Source organism: Pseudoduganella albidiflava, assembly GCF_004322755.1.
GTDB lineage: Bacteria > Pseudomonadota > Gammaproteobacteria > Burkholderiales > Burkholderiaceae_D > Rugamonas > Rugamonas albidiflava.
This window is the reverse complement of sequence record NZ_CP036401.1, coordinates 2,784,334-2,806,244: the sequence shown is the minus strand read 5'-3', so window position 1 is coordinate 2,806,244 and position 21,911 is coordinate 2,784,334. Positions and strand designations below refer to the sequence as shown.

At 68.7% G+C, this 21,911-nt stretch carries 14 protein-coding genes; 5 read left to right on the top strand and 9 right to left on the bottom strand.

The features are described from left to right. Positions 1-16: 16 nt before the first annotated feature. From EYF70_RS11705 to EYF70_RS11680, 6 genes are read right to left on the bottom strand one after another with little or no spacing between them, the layout of a single operon-like run. A complete protein-coding gene (locus EYF70_RS11705) occupies positions 17-1,642 on the bottom strand; it encodes an ABC transporter substrate-binding protein (RefSeq protein ID WP_131145562.1) in 1,626 nt (541 codons plus the stop codon). Between the two features lie 11 nt (positions 1,643-1,653). Then, positions 1,654-3,021, bottom strand: coding sequence for an SfnB family sulfur acquisition oxidoreductase (locus tag EYF70_RS11700; RefSeq protein WP_131145561.1), 1,368 nt, complete (start codon positions 3,019-3,021; stop codon positions 1,654-1,656). A 52-nt stretch (positions 3,022-3,073) separates the two neighbouring features. Beyond that, positions 3,074-3,883 carry an ABC transporter permease gene (locus tag EYF70_RS11695; protein ID WP_229420823.1) on the bottom strand — a complete coding sequence of 270 codons (810 nt, stop codon included), beginning with the start codon at positions 3,881-3,883 and terminating at the stop codon, positions 3,074-3,076. A gap of 8 nt (positions 3,884-3,891) precedes the next feature. Then, positions 3,892-4,878: an ABC transporter permease gene (locus EYF70_RS11690; RefSeq protein ID WP_131145559.1), complete on the bottom strand. Its 987-nt coding sequence runs from the start codon at positions 4,876-4,878 to the stop codon at positions 3,892-3,894. Between the two features lie 24 nt (positions 4,879-4,902). Beyond that, positions 4,903-6,660 (bottom strand): ABC transporter ATP-binding protein, encoded by a 1,758-nt coding sequence (locus tag EYF70_RS11685; protein ID WP_229420822.1) that lies wholly within the window; start codon positions 6,658-6,660, stop codon positions 4,903-4,905. After that, positions 6,651-8,003: an LLM class flavin-dependent oxidoreductase gene (locus EYF70_RS11680; protein WP_131149045.1), complete on the bottom strand. Its 1,353-nt coding sequence runs from the start codon at positions 8,001-8,003 to the stop codon at positions 6,651-6,653. Before EYF70_RS11680 ends, EYF70_RS11685 begins: the two co-directional genes overlap by 10 nt. A 783-nt stretch (positions 8,004-8,786) precedes the next feature. Here EYF70_RS11680 and galB point away from each other — a divergent pair. Both galB and EYF70_RS11670 read left to right on the top strand, forming a co-directional pair. Continuing rightward, the gene (gene galB, locus EYF70_RS11675; protein WP_229420821.1) at positions 8,787-11,534 is read left to right on the top strand and encodes a beta-galactosidase GalB; all 2,748 of its coding nucleotides are present in this window, start codon (positions 8,787-8,789) and stop codon (positions 11,532-11,534) included. A gap of 103 nt (positions 11,535-11,637) precedes the next feature. After that, entirely contained in the window at positions 11,638-13,809 is a 2,172-nt protein-coding gene (locus tag EYF70_RS11670) for a hypothetical protein (protein ID WP_131145558.1), read from the top strand. Positions 13,810-13,835: 26 nt separating this feature from the next. On the opposite strand, the gene EYF70_RS11665 is transcribed toward EYF70_RS11670, so the two are convergent. Then, positions 13,836-15,926 (bottom strand): TonB-dependent receptor, encoded by a 2,091-nt coding sequence (locus tag EYF70_RS11665; protein WP_131145557.1) that lies wholly within the window; start codon positions 15,924-15,926, stop codon positions 13,836-13,838. A gap of 261 nt (positions 15,927-16,187) precedes the next feature. Here EYF70_RS11665 and EYF70_RS11660 point away from each other — a divergent pair, with 261 nt between their 5' ends. Beyond that, on the top strand, positions 16,188-16,430 hold the full coding sequence (locus tag EYF70_RS11660; protein ID WP_131145556.1) for a hypothetical protein: 243 nt from the start codon (positions 16,188-16,190) through the stop codon (positions 16,428-16,430). 13 nt (positions 16,431-16,443) lie between these two features. Here the strand turns inward: EYF70_RS11660 and EYF70_RS11655 are convergent, their stop codons facing one another. Next, positions 16,444-17,022 (bottom strand): histidine phosphatase family protein, encoded by a 579-nt coding sequence (locus tag EYF70_RS11655; protein ID WP_218943772.1) that lies wholly within the window; start codon positions 17,020-17,022, stop codon positions 16,444-16,446. A 283-nt stretch (positions 17,023-17,305) separates the two neighbouring features. On the opposite strand from EYF70_RS11655, the gene EYF70_RS11650 reads away from it, so the two are divergent. Further along, positions 17,306-20,083 (top strand): glycosyl hydrolase 115 family protein, encoded by a 2,778-nt coding sequence (locus EYF70_RS11650; protein ID WP_131145555.1) that lies wholly within the window; start codon positions 17,306-17,308, stop codon positions 20,081-20,083. Between the two features lie 18 nt (positions 20,084-20,101). Here the strand turns inward: EYF70_RS11650 and rnk are convergent, their stop codons facing one another. Beyond that, positions 20,102-20,509: a nucleoside diphosphate kinase regulator gene (gene rnk, locus EYF70_RS11645; protein WP_174800398.1), complete on the bottom strand. Its 408-nt coding sequence runs from the start codon at positions 20,507-20,509 to the stop codon at positions 20,102-20,104. 420 nt (positions 20,510-20,929) lie between these two features. Here rnk and EYF70_RS11640 point away from each other — a divergent pair, with 420 nt between their 5' ends. Then, positions 20,930-21,892 (top strand): DMT family transporter, encoded by a 963-nt coding sequence (locus EYF70_RS11640; protein WP_371861717.1) that lies wholly within the window; start codon positions 20,930-20,932, stop codon positions 21,890-21,892. Positions 21,893-21,911 lie beyond the last annotated feature (19 nt).

Genomic DNA, 21,911 nt, shown 5'->3' with positions numbered 1-21,911 from the left:
TGCTTGATTGTCATGGTCATGCCTTCGCCAGCCACACGTTGGCGAAGTTGTTGCGTGTCGGGTACGGGAGTTCGCCCGCGTTCCGCAAACGCCGGTTGTACACCGAGAAAAAATACACTTCGAGCAGCGGCAGCACCGGAAGTTCGGCCTGCACGATCTGCTGGACGCGCTTGTAGTTCACCTTGCGCAGGGCCGGATCGGCCCCGGAGCGGGTGGGTTCCAGCAGCGCATCGATTTCCTTGTTGCTGTAGCCGGACACCTTGCTCCACGGGACGCCGCGCCGGTCGCCGCGCTGGCCGAAGCGCACGTCCAGGCTGGCCTGGGGATCGCGCGACCAGCCGCCCCACGTGCTGATCACCTGGAACTTGCGGTCGGTGAACACGTCGCGCGTCCACGTCGACAGATCCTTGCCGCCGAGCGAAGCATCGATGCCGACCTTGCGCAGCGCCTGCCGCACGAATTCGCCGGTGCGCCGGTAGTCGTCGCCGAACGGGATGAAGTCGTGGGTCAGCTTGAAGCGCCAGCCGCCCGCCTGGCGCGGAAAGCCGGCCGCATCCAGCAGCTGTTCGGCGCGCTTCGGGTCGAACGGATACTTCGGCACGTCCTTCGTGAAATACTCCGCCACGCCGGATGGCACCGGCGCATCGAGCGGCGCGCCGAAGCCACCCCACACGGTCTTCACCAGTGCCGCGCGGTCGATCGCATGGGCGATGGCCTGGCGCACCGCCAGCTTGCCGACCAGCGGATCGCGCAGGTTGAACTCCAGCCAGTACGAATTCGGTTCGTACTGCTTCGTGTCGATCACCAGGTCGCGGTGGCCTTTCAGCCGCGCGACGTCGCTGAACGTGATGGGATTGCGCGCGGCGAAATGCGCCGCGCCGGTTTCCAGCGCGGCGGCGCGGCTGGCCGAATCGTTGATCACCTTCCAGACGATGCGGTCGAGGTAGGGCTGGCCGGCGATGTAGTAGTCCGGATTGCGTTCCAGGACGATGTGGCTGCCGCGCTGCCATTCCTTGAAGCGGAACGGGCCCGTTCCCACCGGCCTGTTGTTGTGCGGGTTGGTGACGATATCGGTGCCTTCGTACAGGTGCTGCGGCAGGATCTGCCCGGCGCTCTGGCCCAGGTAGCGCATCAGGATCGGCCACGTCTCCTTCAGCCGCAGCACGATCGTGTGCGCGTCGGGCGCCGTCACCCGGGCGACCGCGTTGGTGATGGTGGAGAACTGCAGCGGCCAGATCTTCTCGATCGAGAACTTCACGTCGCCGGCATCGAACGGATGCCCGTCGTGCCACTTGACACCCTTGCGCAGCCTGATCGTGATGTCCAGGCCGTCGGCCGACTGTTCGGCGGAAAGGCCCAGGCGCGGCAGCAGCTCATGCTGGTTGCCTTCGACGAACAGGCGGTCGTAGATCTTCGACGTAACCAGCGAGATCGGATTGGCGCCGTTCAGGTGCGTGGCCAGCGTGGCCGGTTCGGGGAAGGCGATCGCCACCAGCGTGCCGCCGCGCACGGGCGTCTCCGGCGCGGCCAGGGCAGCGCCGGGGAACATGCCGGCGGCCAGCGCGGCGCCGCCGAACCGGAACAGGCGGCGGCGCGACGGATCGGCCAGCGCGGCGAAAACAGGGTTGTCGGTTCGAGGCATCGGCGCCCTCCTCACAGTCCTGCCGCGAGCCGGGGCTGCGGCGGCTCGCCCGTCAGCGGTTCCGGCCCTTCCGGCATGGCCTTCGGCTGGTTCGGCTGCTCGGCCCACTTCGGCCGGCGCAGCGGCACCTTGTCGTTCACATAGTAATTACCGACATCGAACAGGCGCCAGCGCACGGGATCGTGCAGCGTGTGGGTGCGGGCGTCCCGCCACAGCCGGTCCAGGCCATGATCGGGTGCCGTGGAGCGCGTGCCCGCCAGCTCGAACAGTTTATTGGTGATCAGCAGCGCGCTGTGCGTGCTGGCCGCGCGTACTTCCGAGACGGCGATCGCGGCGCGGGTCCAGTCGGCCGCCAGGTCCGATGCGTAAGCTCTGTCGATCAGCAGGCCGGCCCGGTCCAGAAGCGCCTCGGTACCATGCAGGGAAACGGCCAGGTCGCCGATCTCGCGGATGCTCAGCTGGTCTTCTTCCCACACCGCCTCGGCCGGCGCATCGTCCGCCTTCGGATTGCGCTGGCGGATGAAGGCCACCGTGGCCTCGAAGGCGGCGCGGGCAATACCGGTGTCGATCCCGGCATGCATGATCTGGCCGACCGGCCCGACCGGCTTCACGTGGTCGGCATTGACCGAATGGGGCACCAGCCATTCCGGCTTCAGGTACGCGTTGTCGGCGATGACCGTGCCGCTCGCCGTGGTGCGCTGGCCGAACGACGCCCAGTCGTCGACGACGCGCAATCCCTCGGCCGTGCGGGGGTAGATTGCCAGGAAGTGGCGCTTTTCCTCGTCAGCCACCGCTACCGGTACCCAGTCCGCGAACAGCGCGCCGGTCGAATAGTACTTGCGGACGTCGACCCGGTAACCCTCGCCGTCGCGGCGCAGGCTGACCTTGCGGTCTTCCGGCCGGCGCACGTCCGGTTCCACCAGCGCATTGCCGAAATGGTCGCCGGCCAGCACGCGCTCGAAGAAGAACTGTTTCTGCGCCTCGCTGCCCTCATGCCGGATGATCTCGAGGATGAAGTAATGGTTCTGCGGGATCTGGCCGATCGAGCCGTCCGCCGCGGACAGGATGGCGAACACCCTGGCCAGCGTGGCGTACGAGACCCCGGCGCCGCCATACTCGCGCGGCACCGTGATGCCCCACAGCCCGCTCAGGCGCAGCTGGCGCAGTTCGGCCACCGGCAGGCGGCGCTCGCGGTCGCGCAGTGCGGCGCCGGGCGCGAAGGCGGCAGCCAGCGCCGTGGCCACGTCGATCGCTTCGGCGTCGTCGCGTATCACGTGCACGCGGCCCTGGCCGATCGCGGTGATCGAGGCGTGCCCGCCGGATTGTTCGGTGCTCTTCGCTACCGTGGTCGGCAGCTTGTTCAATGCTTCAGTGCTCATCGTGGGTCCAGTCCAGTCAAGTCAAGTTCAGTTCAGCTCAGTTCAGTTCAGTTCAGTTACGCAGTTTCGGGTTGAAATAATCGTTCAGCGCGTCGCCCAGCACGTTCAGGGCCCACACCGTCAGCATCGTGGCGGCGCCGGGGATCGCGATCATGTACCAGCCCGTGCGGATCGCCTCGCGGCCGGTGCCGATCATGGCGCCCCAGCTCAGCGCGTTCGGATCGCCCAGGCCGAGGAACGACAGGCTCGATTCCAGCAGGATGCAGCCGGCCACCACGATCGAGGTGCTGACGATGATCGGTGTCAGCGCATTCGGCAGGATGTGCCGCAGGATGATGCGGGCATGGCTCATCCCCGCCGCCAGCCCGGCCTGAACGTACTCGCGATTGCGCAGCCGCAGCACCTCGGCGCGCACCACGCGGGCGGTATGCACCCATGACGTGACGCCCAGCGCCAGCACGACCACCCAGATCGACGGTTCCAGCACGGCCACCAGGATGATCGCCAGCAGGAAGCGGGGGACGATCTGGAAGAAGTCCGTCACCCGCATCAGCGCATTGTCGGCCCAGCCGCCGCAGTAGCCGGCCAGGGTGCCCACCACCACGCCGATCAGCAGCGTCAGGCCGGCCGACGACGCGCCGACCAGCAGCGAGACGCGGGCGCCGTGCGCCAGCCCGGTGGCGATGTCGCGGCCCATCAGGTCCGAGCCCAGCGGGTGGGCCCAGTCCTGGCCCGGCCACAGGTACGGCGTGGCGACCATGTCGTGCGGATCGCCCGGGAAGAATACCGGCGCGCCCAGCGCGGCGAACAGCACCAGCAGCAGGATCGCCAGGCCGGCGGCGGCGGAAAGGGGAATCTTCATTGTTCGGCTCATTTGCGCAACTCGATGCGGGGGTCCAGCGCGGCGTACAGGATGTCCAGCAGCAGGCTGGTGGCCATCACCAGCAGGGAGCTGAGGAACAGCATCGACAGCAGCAGGTTGGTGTCGCGGTTGACCACCGCGTCGTAGGTCAGCTTGCCCAGGCCGGGCCACGAGAACACCGTCTCGATGACGATGCTGCCGGCCAGCAGTTCGCCGAAGTGGCCGGCGATCAGGGTCAGCACCGGCAGGATGGCGTTGCGCAGCGCGTGGCGGAACACCACCACCGGCTCCGACAGGCCTTTCGAGCGCGCCGTGCGGATATAGTCTTCCTGCAGCGCGTCGACCATCGATGCGCGGGTGAAGCGGGCGTACACGGCGATCGAGTAGACCGCCAGCGTGGTGGCCGGCAGCACCAGGTGCCACAGCACGTCGCGCGCCTCGCTCCAGCGCCCCTGCGCCTCGATGCCCACCTCGCGCATGCCGTCGATGGGGAACCATTGCAGCGTGACGCCGAACAGCACCACCATCATCAGGGCCAGCCAGAACACCGGCACCGAGTAGCACAGCGCCATCAGCGCGGACACGGCGCGGTCCAGCCGGCCATTGCGCCAGCGCGCGCACAGCACGCCGAGCACCACGCCGATCACCACGGCCAGTGCGAGGCTGGTCAGCCCGAGCAGCGCGGTGGCGCCGACCCGGTCGCCGATCAGTTCGGCCACCGGGGCGCCGAAGCGGTGCGAGTACCCCAGGTCGAACGTGAACAGGCGGCCCAGGTAGGCCAGCAGCTGCATGTGCAGCGGCGCGTCCAGGCCGAACGAGGTGCGCAGCTGCGCCACCTGGTCTTCGACGATGGCGCCCTCGACCTGGGCCGACTCGGCGGCCACCACTTCGGCCAGGTCGCCCGGCGCGGCCTGGATCAGGATGAAATTGAGGATGCAGATGCCCAGGATGACGGGCACGAATTGCAGCAGCCTGCGCTGGATATAGGCTCTCATGGGGATGTTCTCATATCGATATTCTCAGGCGATGCGGACGGCCAGCGCCTCGACCAGCGGAATCGCCGGCGGCTCGGGCCAGGCCGGCGTCGCGGCGATCAGCGTGCGGGTATAGGGATGCTGCGCACTGGTAAACAGTTCGTCGCGCGGCAGCGTTTCCACCGCTTCGCCCTTCCGCATCACCATCACGCGGTCGGCGATGTAGTTGATCACCGACAGGTCGTGCGAGATGAACAGGTACGACAGCCCGAACTCGTGCTTCAGGTCGACGAACAGGTTGAGGATCTGGGCGCGCACCGACACATCCAGCGCGGACACCGGTTCGTCGCAGATCAGCAGCTTCGGGCGCAGGATCAGCGCGCGGGCGATGCCGATGCGCTGCCGCTGGCCGCCGGAGAACTCGTGCGGATAGCGGCGCGCGGCGGAGGATGGCAAGCCGACGGCATCGAGCATCGCCGCGACCCGGCGCTGCCGCTCGTTCCGGTCGCGCACCTTCTGCACCACCAGCACTTCGTCCAGCGCGTCGCCGATGCGCAGGCGCGGATTCAACGACGCGTACGGATCCTGGAACACCATCTGCACGTTGGCGCGGTGCGGGCGTAGCGCACGGCCGGTGAGCGGCGCGATATCGGTGCCGTCGAGGATCACCTGCCCGGCCACGGCGCGGTTCAGGCCGACGATGGTCTTCGACAGCGTCGACTTGCCGCAGCCCGATTCGCCGACCAGGCCGAGGGTTTCGCCCCGGCCGATCTGGAACGAGACATCCTTGACGGCGGAAATGGTGCCGTAGCGGGAAGAGTATTGCGCCACCAGGTTGCGGACGTCGAGCACGGGCGGCTGGTGGATGACGGCCGGGCGCGACGCCGGCTGGCGGCGCTCCTGCTCCGTAAAGCTGAAGCTGCGTTCGCCGGCCGCGTCGACGGCGTGGCGGATCTCGGCCAGCTTCACGCGGCTGTAGTGGCAATCGGCATCGACGTGCAGCGAAGACTCCAGCAGGCCCTGGCTGTAGCGGTGGCGTGGCGCGAAGAATACCTCGTCGCGCGTGCCCTCTTCCACCTTGCGGCCGTGCTGCATGACGGCCACCCGGTCGGCCCACTGGCCGACAACGGCGAGATCGTGCGTGATCAGCAGCAGCGACATCGACAGCTGCCGGCGCAGGCTGGCCAGCAGCTCCAGCACCTGGGCCTGGATCGTCACGTCCAGCGCGGTGGTGGGTTCGTCGGCGATCAGCAGGCGCGGTTCGCAGGCGACGGCGATGGCGATCATCACGCGCTGCCGCTGGCCGCCAGAGAGGTGGTGCGGGTAGTCGTCGACCCGCCGGTGCGGTTCCGGGATCCGCACCAGGTCAAGCAGTTCGATGGCGCGGGCGCGGGCCGCCGCGGCGCCCAGCCTGCGATGGCGGCGCAGCACTTCCTCGATCTGCGTGCCGATCGTCAGCACCGGATTGAGCGACGTCATCGGCTCCTGGAAGATCATGCCGATCGCGTTGCCGCGCAGGTCGCGCAAGGCGCGCTCCGGGGCCGCCAGCAGGTCACGCCCTTCGAACAGGATCGCGCCATCGACGCGCGCCTGGTGCGGCAGCAGGCCCGCGATCGCCCCGGCCGCCGTCGACTTGCCGCAGCCGGATTCGCCGACCAGCGCCACCACTTCTTTGCGGTGTACGTCCAGGTCGAAGCCCTGGACCGCCGCGCCGTTCGGATACCACACGTCGAGCTTGCGCACCTGCAGCAGCGGTGCCGCGGCGTCGTTACCCGCCTGGTGCCAGGGTGCCGTCATTTCCATGTGCGGAACCTCGCTGCGTGGTGGTTGCCGGGCAGGCGCGCGCGGCCGGCGCCGAACAGTTTTTCGCGCAGCGTGCCTTCCTCGTACGAGGTCTTGTACAGGCCGCGGTTTTGCAGTTCGGGGATGACCAGTTCGATGAAGTCGCGGTAGCTTTCCGGCGCCACGGTGCGGGTCAGGTTGAAGCCGTCGAGGTCCGTTTCGGCGACGATCCGCTCGATCTCGTCGGCCACCTGCGACGGCGTGCCGACCACGGGAGGCTGCTGCGAGCCGAAACGGCGCGCTTCGAGCAGCTTGCGGCGCGTGGTGCCCGCCGCGAACCGGCCGGCACGGGCTTCGCCGACGCGGCGCAGGCGGTCCGGATACAGCGCTTCGAGCGTTTCCTCGGTGATTTCCTCGTCCAGGCCGAAGCGGTTCAAGTCCACGCCGGTGCCGCTGACCATGTGCGCCAGCGCGCCTTCCGGGCTGGAATAGGCGCGGTACTCCTCGAACTTGTCCCGCGCCGCCTTTTCATTGGTATCGACCACCACGGTGAGGCCGGAGAGGATCTTGACATCGTCGCGCTCGCGGCCCGCCTCCACCGCCTGGCCGCGGATCGTCGAGACGATCTTCGCCAGCGCGGCGCGGTCCGGGCCACCGGTAAATACGCACTCGGCGTGGCGGCCGGCAAACGCGTTGCCCCGCTTCGACGCCCCCGCCTGGTACAGCACCGGTGTGCGCTGCGGCGACGGTTCGGTGAGGTTGTAGACGTTGTCGATCTTGTAGAACGGGCCATCGTGGCTGACCCGGTGGATCTTCGCCGGATCGGCATAGACGCCGCGCTCGCGGTCGGCCAGCACGGCGCCGTCTTCCCAGCTGCCTTCGAGCAGCTTGTAGAACGCGTCCATGAAGTCGTCGCCCCGGTCGTAGCGGTCGTCGTGGTCATGCTGCTGCTTCAAGCCCACGCCGCGCGCCGCGCTGTCGAGGTATCCGGTGACGATGTTCCAGCCGATGCGGCCGCTGGTCAGGTGATCGAGGGTGGCGAAGCGGCGGGCGAACAGGTACGGGTGCTCGTACGTGAGGTTGGCGGTCACGCCGAAGCCGATGTGCTTCGTCGCCTGCGCCATCAGCGGCACCACGTAGCTGGGGTCGTTGACGGGCAGCTGCACCGCCTCGCGCGCCGTGACGTCGATGCCGTCGCCCAGCACATCATAGACGCCAACGATATCGGCCAGGAACACGGCGTCGAACAGGCCCTTCTCCAGCAACTGCGCCAGTTCGATCCAGTATTCCGGCTTGCGGTAGTCGACGGAATTGTCGCGCGGATGCTTCCACAGGCCGTGGTGGATATGGCCCACGCAGTTCATGTTGAAGGCGTTCAGGCGAATCCGCTTCGCAGTTTGCTTCGTCAATTGGTGCTCTCCGCTGTCATCACCGGGCCCAATGCCCAGCCGCAATGCAGCGTACCAGCGCCCCTTGCGAACCGAAACGAACCATTTCGCAGTTGGTAATGCGGCGTTTCGTCATAAGCAAAGCAGCCGCACTGCTAAGCACCGATGCCCTCGCAAAACATTTCCGCAAATCGGGGTCTGACCTTATTGCCGCTTGGTTAAGCGTTATCCAACCCATTGAAAGCGCGTGCATTCACCCCAACGGCGAAGGGCTGGGGTCAGACCCGCCGGGGTGTAGCAGGGGCTTCGCGAAGCCTGCTTCGCGCCTGCGGAACGATGCTGGCATGCATGCCAGCATTCCTCTCTGACCCCGGCATTTGCACTTGGGGTAGGCTTATCCAAACGGCATTTGGGTCAGACCCCGTTTTCTGGAAACATTTCCTGGAATCGGGGACAGTCCCCATTTTTTGGAAACTTTTCGCCAATTGACTCCTTGCCCATATATGCCGATGGAATCGGGAACGGTCCCCGCTCTCGGAAACATTTCCTCAAATCGGGGTCTGACCCCGGTTGGTGGAAACTTTTCGCCAATTGACTCCTTGCCCATATATCCCTACACTGGCCGTTGGTTGCGCTAACAAAGATAATGCCGGGGGAAGCGGATCATGGCACCGGCGCCTCACAAAGACTGAGAGCGATGGCGTTGATATACGCTACCAAGCCCCATCGGACAGCGCAGCGAGACAACTTGGAGGATTCGTGAAGCATGTACCCCATGGGCGGCCGCTGGCTGCCCGGTTCGCACGCCCGTTGCTGGCGGCGCTGTGCCTGGCCGCGCTGCCGGCCACCGTCATGACCGCCACGGCGGCACCGCTGGAAGCGGCTGACAAACAGTCGCCGCGCCAGCGCATTCCATTCAACGACGGCTGGAAGTTCCACCTGGGCGACCCGGACGGCAATTCGGCGCCCTACCTGTACGACATCCGCCCCGAAGTGAAGGAATCGGCGGACGGCAAGGTGGCCGATGCGATGCCGGAAGAAGCGGCGCGCATCGCGCGCGGCAACGCGCCGCTGCTGAAACCATGGATCCTCCCGACCGGCAACGCCTTCATCAAGGACCCGGCGAAGCGCCACGCGCGCCCGGCCAATGAGCCGGCCATCGATGCGCCCTATGCGAAAGCCGGTTTCGACGACAGCGCCTGGCGCGCCGTGACACTGCCACACGACTGGGCCATCGAAGGCCCGTTCCTCGCCACCGGTCCGTATGGCGGCATGGGGCGCCTGAAGACGTGGGGCCCGGCCTGGTACCGCAACAAGATCACCGTGACAGGCGCCGACGCCGGCAAGTCGGTCTTCCTCGACATCGACGGCGCGATGGCCTATTCGTCGGTCTGGATTAACGGCAGGCTGGCCGGCGGCTGGCCCTACGGCTACAACTCGTTCCGCATCGACTTGACGAAGTACCTCCAGCCGGGCGACAACCAGCTGGCGATCCGCCTCGACAACACGCCGGAATCGGCGCGCTGGTATCCCGGCGCGGGCCTGTACCGCAACGTATGGCTGACGAAGACCGCGCCGCTGCACGTGGGCCAGTGGGGCGTGCAGGTGCGCACGCCGAAAGTCTCGAAGGAGTCGGCGCAGGTGGCATGGAACGTCACGCTGGACAATGCCGGCGGCGCGCCCGCCCCGGCCGACGTGACCACCGAACTGTATGCGCTGGACGACAAGGGGCGCATCACCGGCAAGGCCGTCGCCACCGTCGTGTCGCCCACCACGACCGTCGCGCCGGGCGCCAGCGCCACGGTGGCCGGCGACACCACGCTGAAGAACCCGCGCCTGTGGGGTCCGGTGCCGACCCAGAAGCCGAACCGCTACATGGCCGTCACCACGGTGCGCCAGAACGGCCGCGTGATGGACCGTTATGAAACGCCGTTCGGCATCCGCGAACTGCGCTTCGACGGCGTCAAGGGCATGTATGTCAACGGCGAGCACGTGCCGATCCGGGGCGTGAACAACCACCACGACCTGGGCGCGCTGGGCGCCGCCTTCAATGTGCGCGCGGCCGAGCGCCAGCTGGAGATCATGCGGGAGATGGGCATCAACGCAGTGCGCATGAGCCACAATCCGCCCGACCCGCAGGTGCTGGACCTGACCGACCGCATGGGCATCCTGGTGCAGAACGAGGTGTTCGATTCATGGGAGCGCAAGAAGACGCCGCTCGACTTCCACCTGATCTTCCCCGACTGGCACGAGCAGGACCTGCGCTCGATGCTGCGGCGCGACCGCAACCATCCGTCGATCGTGATGTGGAGCGTGGGGAATGAGGTGGGCGAGCAGTACACCGGCGAGCATGGCGCGGCGATCGGCCGCAAGCTGGTCGGCATCGTGCACGAGGAAGATCCGGATGGCCGCCCCGCCACCACGGCGATGAACTGGGCCAAGCCGGACATGCCGCTGCCGGCCACGATGGACGTGATCAGCCTGAACTACCAGGGCACCGGCATCCGCACCCTGCCCGGCCAGTTCCCGGCGTTCCACGAGAAATTCCCCGGCAAGGCGATCCTGCACACGGAAAGCGCCTCGGCCCTGTCGTCGCGCGGCGAGTACCAGTTCCCGGTGCCGGGCGCGCTGAGCGCCGCGGTACGTCCCGGCGCCGGCGGCGATCCGAAGACGCAGCAGGTCTCGGCCTATGAACTGTTCGCCGCGGACTTCGGCAGCTCGGCCGACCGCGCCTTCGCCTCGCTCGACCAGAACCCGTACACGGCCGGCGAATTCGTCTGGACCGGTTTCGACTACCTGGGCGAGCCCACGCCATACTACGGCGCGCGCAGTTCATATTCCGGCATCGTCGACCTGGCCGGCTTCAAGAAGGACCGCTTCTACCTGTACCAGGCGCGCTGGCGCCCGGAGCTGCCGATGGTGCACATCCTGCCGCACTGGACGTGGCCGGACCGGGTTGGCGAAATCACGCCGGTGCACGTGTTCACGTCGGGCGACGAGGCCGAGCTGTTCGTCAACGGCAAGTCGCAGGGCCGGCTGAAGAAGGCCCCGTACGCCTATCGCCTGCGCTGGGATTTCGTCGCCTATGAACCGGGCACCATCGAGGTGGTGGCCTACCGGGAGGGCAAGGAATGGGCCCGCTCGTCCGTGAAGACGGCCGGCGCGCCCGCCGCGCTGCAGGCCAGCGCCGACCGCGCCACCATCGCCGGCGACGGCAAGGACCTGTCGTTCATCACCGTGCGCGTGGCCGACAAGGCCGGGCTGACGGCGCCGCGCGCCAGCAATGCGGTGCGCTTCACGGTCGAAGGCCCCGGCGAACTGGTCGCCACCGACAACGGCGACCCGACCAGCTTCGTGTCGTTCCAGTCGCCGCAGCGCGCGGCCTTCAACGGCCTGGTGCTGGGCATCGTGCGCGCCAAGCCCGGCGCCAGGGGGCCGATCACGGTGCGCGTGACGGCCGATGGCTTGCAAGCCGCCACCGTCGCGCTGCGCAGCACGGGCCGCTGAACCGGCTTGCAGGACCGCGCCACGCTGGGTGGCGCGGTTGTGTTTTCCGCCCCGTTTTGTCATGCTGTGCCCCGCGGTGCTCCACACCACCGCGGGAACTTCCATGACCGCCGATGCCACGACTTCGCCACGCCTGACCCGCACCGCCTTCCTGGCCGGTGCGCTGAACCTGTGCCTGTATCCGGTGCTGACCACGCTGGCGGGCAACGCCATCCTGCTCGGCCTGGAACAGGCGCGCGAGACGCTGGTGGCCTTCGGCGAGCCCGATGGCGCGGGCACCGCCGATCCGCTGGCCTCGCCCAGCTATGCGCTGTTCATCGCCGCCCTGGCCTACTGGGCCTTCGCCAGCTGGTACTGCGCCCGCATCATGCTCGGCAAGCGTTTCCCGCGCGACCGCCTGCGGCCATGTATCGAGGAGCGCTTCGCCGATGTCACGGCGCGCTGGCTGCCCCGCGTGCTGGGCCTGCTCGGGGTGGTGCCGATCACGGTCTTCTTCGTGCTCGCCACGCCTTCGCCGCGCTACTGGGTCGCGCCTGCGGCGCTGGCCTTCACCTTCCTGGGGCTCGTGGTGTTCCGGCGCCACCTGCCGGCCGCGCACGCCGGCTGGTCGCGCCGCGACGACGATCCCTACCCCCGCTTCGCCAGCCTCAGTCGCGGCGCCATTGCAACCGTGCTGGCCATGTTCGCGATTTCCTTCGGCGTGCTGCTGGCCACCGTGGTCGGCCGGGAAACCGCCGCCCGCGCGATCGGTTCGCCGGCGCTGGTGCTGATCGCCCTCGGCTCCTGGACACTGTTCGGCAGCGTCGTGCTGACCTACTGGCCACGCAGCGGCGGCTGGCCGTCGCTGGCGCTGCTGCCGTTCGCGCTGGCCTTCGTGCTGTCGTTCTTCAATGAAAACCACTTCGTGGCGGGCGACGGCGTGCCGGCCGGCAGTGGCGCCCGCCCCGCCTTCCCGGAAGACCTGGAGGCGTGGAATGCCGCCCGCGGTCCACGCGGCGACGATCCGATCTACCTGATCGCGGCCGCCGGTGGCGCCTCGCGCGCCGCGTTCTGGACCGGCGTGGTGCTGACCAACCTGGAGAACCAGGCGCGCCTGCGCGACCGCGAATTCGCCCGCAACGTGTATGCGGTCAGCGGCGTGTCCGGCGGCAGCCTGGGGCTGGCCGCCTACGTGGCCGCGCTGGCGGCCGAGCGCGAGACCGGGGCCGATGGCAGCGGCCCGCTGGCGCCGCGCCCGACCGACTTCCTGGCCCGCGACTTCCTCGCGCCGGCCGTGGCGCAGATGCTGTACAGCGACACCATCGCTCGCTTCCTGCCGTGGCCCTGCGTCGCCTGCGACCGCTCGCGCGGCCTGGAAGAAGCCTGGGCGCGCGACTGGCGGCGCCACAGCCCGGCGCAGGCATCCTGGTTCACGCAGCCGCTGCGCGCGGCGGAGAGCACGCCGAGCGTACTGCCGCGCACCATCTTCAATACCACCACGGTCGGCGATGGCCGGCTGGTGGTGCAGTCGGACCTGCACTTCGTGCCGACCGATGCCTACGACGTGTTCGACGGCACGCTGGCCACGGCGCGCCTGACGCGCGCCGGCGCCATCCACAACTCCGCCCGCTTCACCTATGTCAGCCCGGCGGCGGCGATCCGCCACGCGGACGGCGGCACGGTGTGGGACTATGTGGTCGACGGCGGGTACTTCGAGAATTCCGGCGTGGCCGCGCTGAATGCGATGATTGGCAAGCTGCAGGGCGGCACGCCGGCGCAGCAGGCGCTGGCGCGGCGCATCGTCGTCATCGTCATCGAAAACGATCCGGCCGGCAGCGCCCAATGGATCTGCGATCCGAAGCCGCAGCCCAGGTCGCGCAAGCTGCCGATCGCCATGGAGCTGAGCGCGCCGGCGTTCGCGCTGTACCAGACACGCACCGCCCGCGCCCACGCGCTGGAAGCGGAAACCATCCGCCTGCTGGGCGGCTGCGCGGCCGGCCGGGTGATCGAACTGCGCTACCCGGAAGCGGACCGCAAGCGCCCCGGCCACTTCGGCGCCGGCCTGCTGAACGACGACCCGCCGATGAGCTGGTTCCTGAACGCGGCCAGCCGCACGCGGATGGCGACGGTGCTGTGCAGCGACGGCCGCTGGGATCCGCGCGACCTGCTGGCCCGCGAATGGCGGCGCGCGCTGGGCTGGATCGACCGGTCGGCGGAACGGCCCGGCACGCCGCGCGGCGACGCGTTCGCGCCGGCCGACACGACGCTGGCCTGCGGGCGCAGTCCCGGTCGCTAGTGAGCGGTGCGCGGCACCGCTGGCGCTCAGAGGTCGATCGCGGCGCTCAGCTGCACGGTGCGCGGCGCCGCCTGCGACAGCGTGCCATAGGAGGCCACGCCGCCCCAGTAGCGCCTGTCGAACGCATTCATCAGGCCCGCGCGCAGGGTCACCGCCCGTCCTGCCACCACCGTCGTGCAGCGCGCGCCCAGATCCACCCGGGTCCACGACGGTACCGATTGCAGATTCGCCTGGTCGACGTATTCCTTGCCCGTGTAAGTGAGCGCGCCGGTGAGCGTGACGGGGCCGGCGTCCCATTCGCCGCCCAGGTTCGCCATGGCCCTGGCCACGCCCGGCGGGCGCCGGCCCAGCGTGGCCGGGTTGTTGGTACGGGTCAGTTCCCCGTCGATCAGCGTCACGCCGCCCAGTAGCCGGACGCCGGGCGCCACGCTGCCCGACAGGTGCAGTTCCAGCCCGCGGTTGCGCTGTTCGCTGTCGGGACTGTAGACGGTGCCGTACAGCTGGCCGCTTGGCTTGGTGATCTGGAAGACGGCCAGCGTGGCCAGCAGCCCGCCGGCCTCGGACTTGGCGCCAATCTCGACCTGGCGGCTCTTGTACGGCGCGAACACCTGCCCCGCGTTGCTGGCCGTGTTGGGCGCGATATCGCCCTTGCTCAGGCCCTGGATGTGGTTGGCGTACAGCGACAGCCGGGGCGTGGCCTTGAACACGATGCCGGCCAGAGGCGTGACGGCGGTTTCATCGTAGCGTGCCGTGCGCAAGCCGGTGGCGGCATGGAAGTTCTCCGATTCCACGCTTTGCCGGCGCAGGCCCAGCGTGGCTTGCAGCCGGCCATCGAACATGGCCAGCGTATCGGCCACGGCAAGGCTGGACAGCGTCGACTCGGACAGCTTGGGAACGCGCGCCGGTTCCGGCACCGCCTGGGCCGCCACCGCGACCGGTGCGTAGATGCTGGAACGGATAATGGTCCCGGCGTTGCTGGCATTGGCCAGGCGGTCGTGATACGCGTTCGCCATCAGCACCAGCGCGTGCTCGACCTGCCCGGTGCGCAGCGCGGCTCGCAAGCCCACGTCCGCCGCGGCGCGGTTGATCTGGAACTTGAAGTGCGTCGGCGTGGCGGACGTGTCGCCCTGCGCGTTCAGGATGGTGGGCGTCTGCTCGGAAAGCCGGCCGACGTCCGATTTCGCGGCGCCCAGATCGGCGAAGACCGTCACCCGGTCCGACAGGTCGTATTCCACGTGGCCGAGCGTGGACACGTCGCTCGAACGCCACCAGCCCCATTCCTGCGTGACGTTGCGGCGGCCATCCGGCGCGGCCGGCACCGGCAGCCCCGGGCTGACGAGGAACGGCCGGGTGGGCGCATCGATCTTGCGGTACTGGCCGATCAGGTCCAGCGTGGCGCGCAGGCGCCGGCCTCGGTAATCGAGTGCCAGCGCGGCCACTTCGGCGCGCGCCTCCTGCTTGTCCAGCGGGGTGTCGCCCTGGCGGTGCAGCGCGTTGAAGCGGATGCCGAAGTCGCCCTGCCGGCGGCTGACGTCGACCGCGGTGCCGAACTGGGTATCGGAGGCGTAGTCGAAGGTCAGCCGCGTGAGGTCGTGGCGCAGCGAACGCTTCGGCACGGCGTTGACGACGCCGCCCACGCCGCTGTTCGGCGACATCCCGTACAGCAGCGCGCCGGGGCCCTTCAGCACCTCCACGCGCTCCAGGTATTCGGTGAACAGATGGTAGTTCGGCGACACGCCGTACACGCCGTCGAGCGCTACTTCGCTCAGGTTGCCCTCGTTGACGGGGAAGCCGCGTAGGAAGAACGAATCGGTCACGCCGCCGATCTGGCCCGTGAAGCGGGCCGACGAATCGCCCCCCAGCACTTCGGCCAGCGTGACGGCCTGCTGGTCGCGCATGCGCTGCGCCGTGTAGGACACGATGCTGAACGGCTGGTCCAGCACGTCGCGCTCGCCCAGCAGCCCGGCGCGGCCGCGCTTCGCCACCTGTTCGTTGCCCTCCCCCTCGGCGGTGACGACGACCGTCGGCAACGTGGCAGCTGCGGTTTCCGCGAGGCTGGCGGCGGCGGGCAGCGTCCCGGCGATGAGAAGTGCGAGGGGGCGAAGAGCGGTGCGCATGGGGATCGAGGTTGTCAAAAGATCAGTATCTTATCGTAAATACGAATCATTCTCAACCATTCACCGCGGCTGGACCGCCGTGCATGCTCCAACCGCGTGCCGGAGATCACGCCGACGGGGGGCGCTTGCCATCGGTGCGCCGGGGCCGGTACACTGCGCGTGCCGGCGCACTGCCCGCAAGCCGGTCAATGCAATGTCACGGGGTCGTCGGCGGGCACGCTGGTCCCACGGCACGCGAACGACATCTGGAGGAGTTGCGGCATGCTTGAATTCGTACTGTACGTCTTCATGGAGCTATTCCTGTACAACCTCGGCAGGGTCGTCATCTGGATGCTTTCGCTCGGCCGTGTTCGCGCCGAAAACCTGAAGGAAGCGTTCGCCATCGGGAAACGCGACCACGTCATGCACGGCAGCCCGGCCGTCGTGCCGGCCGCGGCCAGCCAGCTGGTCGGCGGGCTCGTCTTCACGCTGATCCTGATGGGTTTGTTCGCGTTGTACCGCTAGCACGCCCGGCGTTTCAGGGGCGCCTGGGCACGCCGAGCGTACCGACTACCTCCAGGCTGCCGTCGGTCCGCGCCCGCGCCACCACCATCTCCCCCTGCGACAGGCTGGTACCGGTCAGCGCCCGCACGTTGACGTCATGTGTCACCAGCACCAGGTTGCCCGGAGCGCGGTAGGCAGCCACGTACTGGCGCACGGCGGCCGTCTTGCGGTCCGCCACCGCGGCGTCTTCCTGCCAGATCGAGTCCACCATCGGCGCCGGTTCGACGCGGCCGAACGCCAGTTCGGCCGTGTCCACGCAGCGGCACCAGCGGCTGGCCAGCACGTGGCCGACCGGCACCGCATGGCGGCGGAAGGCGGCGCCGATCGCGGCGGCATCGGCGCGCCCGGCCGGCGACAGATTGCGCTGGGTGGCGCAATCGCCCAGTCTGAAGCCGGCAGGGTCGCCGATGCCGGGCGTGGTGACGGCATGGCGCATCACCACGACATGGCCGCCGCCGGCCAGGCGCTTCCACAGGCCGGCTTCATCGGCACGGGCCGGCGAGGCGTGCAGCGACACGGCGCACAGCGATATAACGGTCAGCGTACGTAACATGACGACTCCTCATGGTGGTCCGGAACAGGGCTCTGTACCTAATGCCATTTAGTTAAGCGTTACTCGACATATCGAAAGCACGTGCATTCACCCCAACAGCGAAGGGCCGGGGTCAGACCCGCCGGGTCTGACCCCGGAACTTGCACTTGGGGTGGCTCAATTGAGCGGAAACAGGCACTATCCCGGTCTCGCGATGCGCTCACCATGATGAGCGATGGGCACGACGATTATGCAGCGCCGCAGCGTAATATATCAGCGTTCCACAGCTGATCCGATACGCTCCATGCCCCTTCGCCGAACCTGCCTTGCCCTCGCCATTGCCCTGCTCTCCGCCAGCCACGTCCATGCCGCCGATTTCGACCTGGCGCGCGATGGGGTCACCGCCGCCGTGCTGGCGGAAGACCACGCGACGATGCGGATCGCGGCCGATCTCGTGCGGCGCGACTTGCGCGCGGTCGGCGGCGGCGAGGCGGGCCGCGCCGGCAAGCTGGAAGACTGCAGGGAGGTCTGCGTCGTCATCGGCCGGCACGATTCGGCGCTGCTGCGCGGGATCGCCCGCGCCGAAGGGCTGGACTTCTCCGCGCTGGCCGGCCAGTGGGAAAGGTACCAGCGGGTCGGCATCGTCTCGCGCGCCAGGCCGGGCACGCGGCTGCTGGTGATCGCCGGCTCGGACGTGCGCGGCGCCGTGTTCGGCGCGGTCGACCTGACCCGCGAACTGGGCGTCTCCGCGTGGGAATGGTGGGCCGACGTGAAGCCGGCGGCGCGCGGGCATGTCGCCGTACGCGGCGAGAACATCCTGTCCGATACGCCATCGGTGCGCTACCGGGGCATTTTCCTCAACGACGAGGACTGGGGCCTGCAGCCATGGGCCGCGAAGACGTACGACCCCGCCGGCGATATCGGCCCGGCGACCTATGCGCGCATCTTCGAGCTGCTGTGGCGCCTGAAGGCCAACCTGGTGTGGCCCGCCATGCACGACTCGACGAAGCCGTTCTACCAGGTCCCCGGCAACGCACAGGTGGCGAAGGATTACGCCATCATCGTCGGCACATCGCATGCCGAGCCGATGATGCGCAACAACGTGCGCGAGTGGAACAAGCGCGATGGCGACTTCAACTTCTTCACCAACCGCGAAGCCATCACCCGCTACTGGAAGACCCGCGTCGATGAAACGAAGGGCGCGGAGGCGATGTACTCGATGGGCATCCGCGGCGTGCACGATTCGGCGATGGAAGGCGCGGACACGATCGACGAAGCGCGTGCCGGCGTCGGCGCGGCGATGGCGGTGCAGCGCAAGCTGCTGGCCGAGGCCTGGCGCAAGCCGCTGCCGCAGATCCCGCAGGCACTGACGGTGTACAAGGAAGTCCTCGACATCTACAACAGCGGCCTGCAAGTGCCGGACGATATCACCCTGGTCTGGCCGGACGACAACTACGGCTACCTGCACCAGCTGAGCACACCCCGGGAAGCGGCGCGCGGCGGCGGCACCGGGCTGTACTATCACCTGTCCTACTGGGGCCGCCCGCACGACTACCTGTGGCTCGCCACCACGGCGCCGGGCCTGGTGCGCGACCAGCTGCAGCGCGCCATCGCCACCGGCACCGACCGCGTCTGGGTGGCCAACGTCGGCGACATCAAGCCGGGTGAATACCTGGCCCAGTATTTCCTCGACGCCGCCTTCGACAAGCGCCAGCTGGACCGCCCCGCCCACGCCCACATGGAGGCGTGGTTCGTGCAGCAGTTCGGCGCCGCCCAGGCAACCGCCATCGCCGGCGTGATGCGCGAGTTCCATGCGCTGGCGTGGGAGCGCAAGCCCGAATACATGGGCTTTTCGCAGACCGAGCCCACCACGCCCACGCGCCAGTCGGACTACCTGCAGTCGGGCGGCGAGGAAGCGGAACGGCGCCTGGCGCGCTATGAAGCGCTGGTGTCGCGCGCGCAGGCGATCGGTGCCGCGCTGCCGGCCGACCGCCAGGATGCGTACTTCCAGCTGGTGCTGTACCCGGTGCGTGCCGGCGCGAACCTGAACGCGCGCATCCTGAAGCTGGACCTGGCGGCGCAGTACGCCCGCATGGGCCGCCCGTCCGCGCAGCACTACGCGCAGGCCGCGAAGGCGGCGCAGCAGGCGATCGCCGCCGATACCGCGCACTACAACGCGCTGGCCGGCGGCAAATGGCGCGGCATGATGGACGCCGCGCCACGCCGCCTGCCCGTGTTCATGGAGCCGGTTTTCCCCACCTATGCGGGGCCGGCGCGTGGCGATTGCGCCCTGGCCTTCCCCTCGCCGCTGTCGGCGCAGGGCGGCGCATTGTGGTTTACGCGCGGCGTGCCGGAGACCAAAACGCTGACGGTGATCCAGTACGGCGCCACGCCGCTGCGCTGGTCGGCCGGCCAGGTGCCCGCCGGCCTGCGCCTGTCGCCGGCCGGCGGCATGCTCGATGCCGCCAACGGGTACGAGCAGCGCATCGCCGTCACCTACGACGGCCGCGGCGAAACAGGCGGCCTGCAGGTCGGCTGCGGCGAGCGCCGCCTCGCCGCCCGCGTACAGCTCGCGCCCGGAGCCGATGTACCCACCGAACACGAGCGGATCATCACGCTGCCGGCGACGGCCGCCAGCGCCAGCGGCTGGACGCCGGTCGATGTCGGCAGCCTCGGCACCGCGCAGCGCGCCGGCTTCTCGCTGCCGTCGCGCGACGACCCGGCCGGCGCCCCCGCCCTGGCGTACACGTTCCACAGCCACACGAAGGCCGAGGCCCGTTTGCGCATCGTGGCCGTGCCGGTGCATGCGCTGACCTCGGCCAGCAGGCTGCGCATTGCCGTCTCGCTCGATGGCCAGGCACCGGTCACGCTGGATTTCGCCACCGTGGGCCGCAGCGACGAATGGAAACGCAACGTGCTGTCGAACAGCGCGGTGCGCACGCTGCCGCTGCCGGCGCTGCCGCCGGGCCGGCACACGCTGCGCGTGCATGCGCTCGATCCGGGCTTCGTGCTGGACCGGATCGAGGTGGTGTTCGATGGCGCGCCGGTGTACTACGGGGCGGCGCCGGCAGCGGCACCCTGAGCGCCGCCCGCCGCGCCGTTACCGGTGCAGTTCGCCGGCCCGCTCGGGCTGGTACACCACCTCCAGCAGCTTCACGGTGAAGGCGGCGCCATCGGGCCGCGTCCAGGCGATGCTCTTGCCGGTCTCCAGGCCGAGCAGCGCGCTGCCGACCGGGGTGAGGATCGACAGCCGGTCCGCGGCGCCTGCCATGTCCCTCGGGTAGGACAGCACCATGTCGTGCTCCACGGGGTCCTTGTCGAGCACGAAGCGTACCCGCGAATTCATGGTGGCCACGTGCGGCGGCATGCCTTCCGGCTCCACCACGTCGGCACGCGACAGTTCCTGCAACAGTGCCTGCTGGGCCTGCGCCTGCGCCGCGGGCAGCGCGTCGAGCAAGGCTTCCAGGCGGTCCATGTCCAGCGACGAGACGACGATGTTCGGTTTCATGAGTATCTCTGCAATAGTGGCCCGGCCGGCGGCCGGGCGAGCGAATCGGTCCGCCCGGTCAGGCGGGCGGCATGGGCAGGAAGGATGGGGCCCGGGAGGCCAGCTGGCCGGCGGCCGGCTGGGAGTTCCTCACCGAGCCCGGGAAAGCCGGGCGAGATCTCGCGAGCACAGCGCCAGCGCCGGCGCGGGGAAGAATGCCGGCCGTACGGCCGAGCAAATGCCTCCCTCGTTCAGGGGCGAACCATGGCTCCGGCAAGGAAGTGATGGGTTCGTGGTCGGCATGGGTTTCGGCGAACGCCAGGGGGCGTCGCTCCGGCCGATTATACACAGGCCAACTTCCGGACATGGCCCGCCTGCCTGCGGGATGCCCGAATGTCACGTATCATCCCGGTCTTGCCGATATTTCATATGTGAAGCACCATGGATCCCGCCGTTCGCCCCGCCGTTGCCCCCGCCGTTACCCCCGATCCCCGCCCGTTCTTCGCGCGCCCGCGTACCGTGTTCATGCTGGCCACGCTGTGCTGCCTGTTGTGGGGCAGCTCCTACCCGTCCATCAAGACCGGCTACGAACTGCTCGGCATCGCCCGGCACGACGTGCCGTCGAAGCTGATCTTCGCCGGCTACCGCTTCCTCATCGCCGGCCTGTGCCTGGTACTGCTGGCCATCGCGCTGCGCAAGCCGGCCTTCCAGCTGAGCGGACGCCAGCTGCGCCAGCTGGGCGTGCTGGGCCTGGCGCAGACCGGCCTGCAGTACGTGTTCTTCTACATCGGGCTGGCCTACACCACGGGCGTGCGCGCATCGATCCTGAACGCCACCACCACCTTCTTCAGCGTGCTGCTGGCGCACTTCATCTACCACAACGACAGGCTGTCGCCCCGCAAGGCGGCGGGATGCCTGCTGGGCTTTGCCGGCGTGGTCGCCGTCAACCTCGGCAGCGGTCCGCTCGATATCGCCTTCACCCTGCAGGGCGAAGGCTTCATCGTGATCGCCGCGTTCGTGCTGTCCGCCGCGTCGATCTACGGCAAGCAGGTGTCGGCCGGCATGGATGCGATGGTCATGACGGGCTGGCAGCTGGCCATCGGCGGCGCCGCGCTGCTGGCCGGCGGCTATGCCACCGGCGGCACGGTCGGCAACATGACGCTGGTCCCGGCACTGCTGCTGGCCTACCTCGCGCTGCTGTCGGCCGTGGCGTTCACGCTGTGGAGCCTGCTCCTGAAATACAACCCGGTGGGCACCGTGAGCGTGTTCGCCTTCCTGATCCCCGTGTTCGGCGCGGCACTGTCGGCGCTGTTCCTGAACGAAAGCATTCTCGAATGGAAGAACCTGGCCGCGCTGGCCATGGTGTGCGCCGGGATCTGGCTGGTGACGCGCAATCCGCGCTGAGGGATGACGGCAAGGCGTC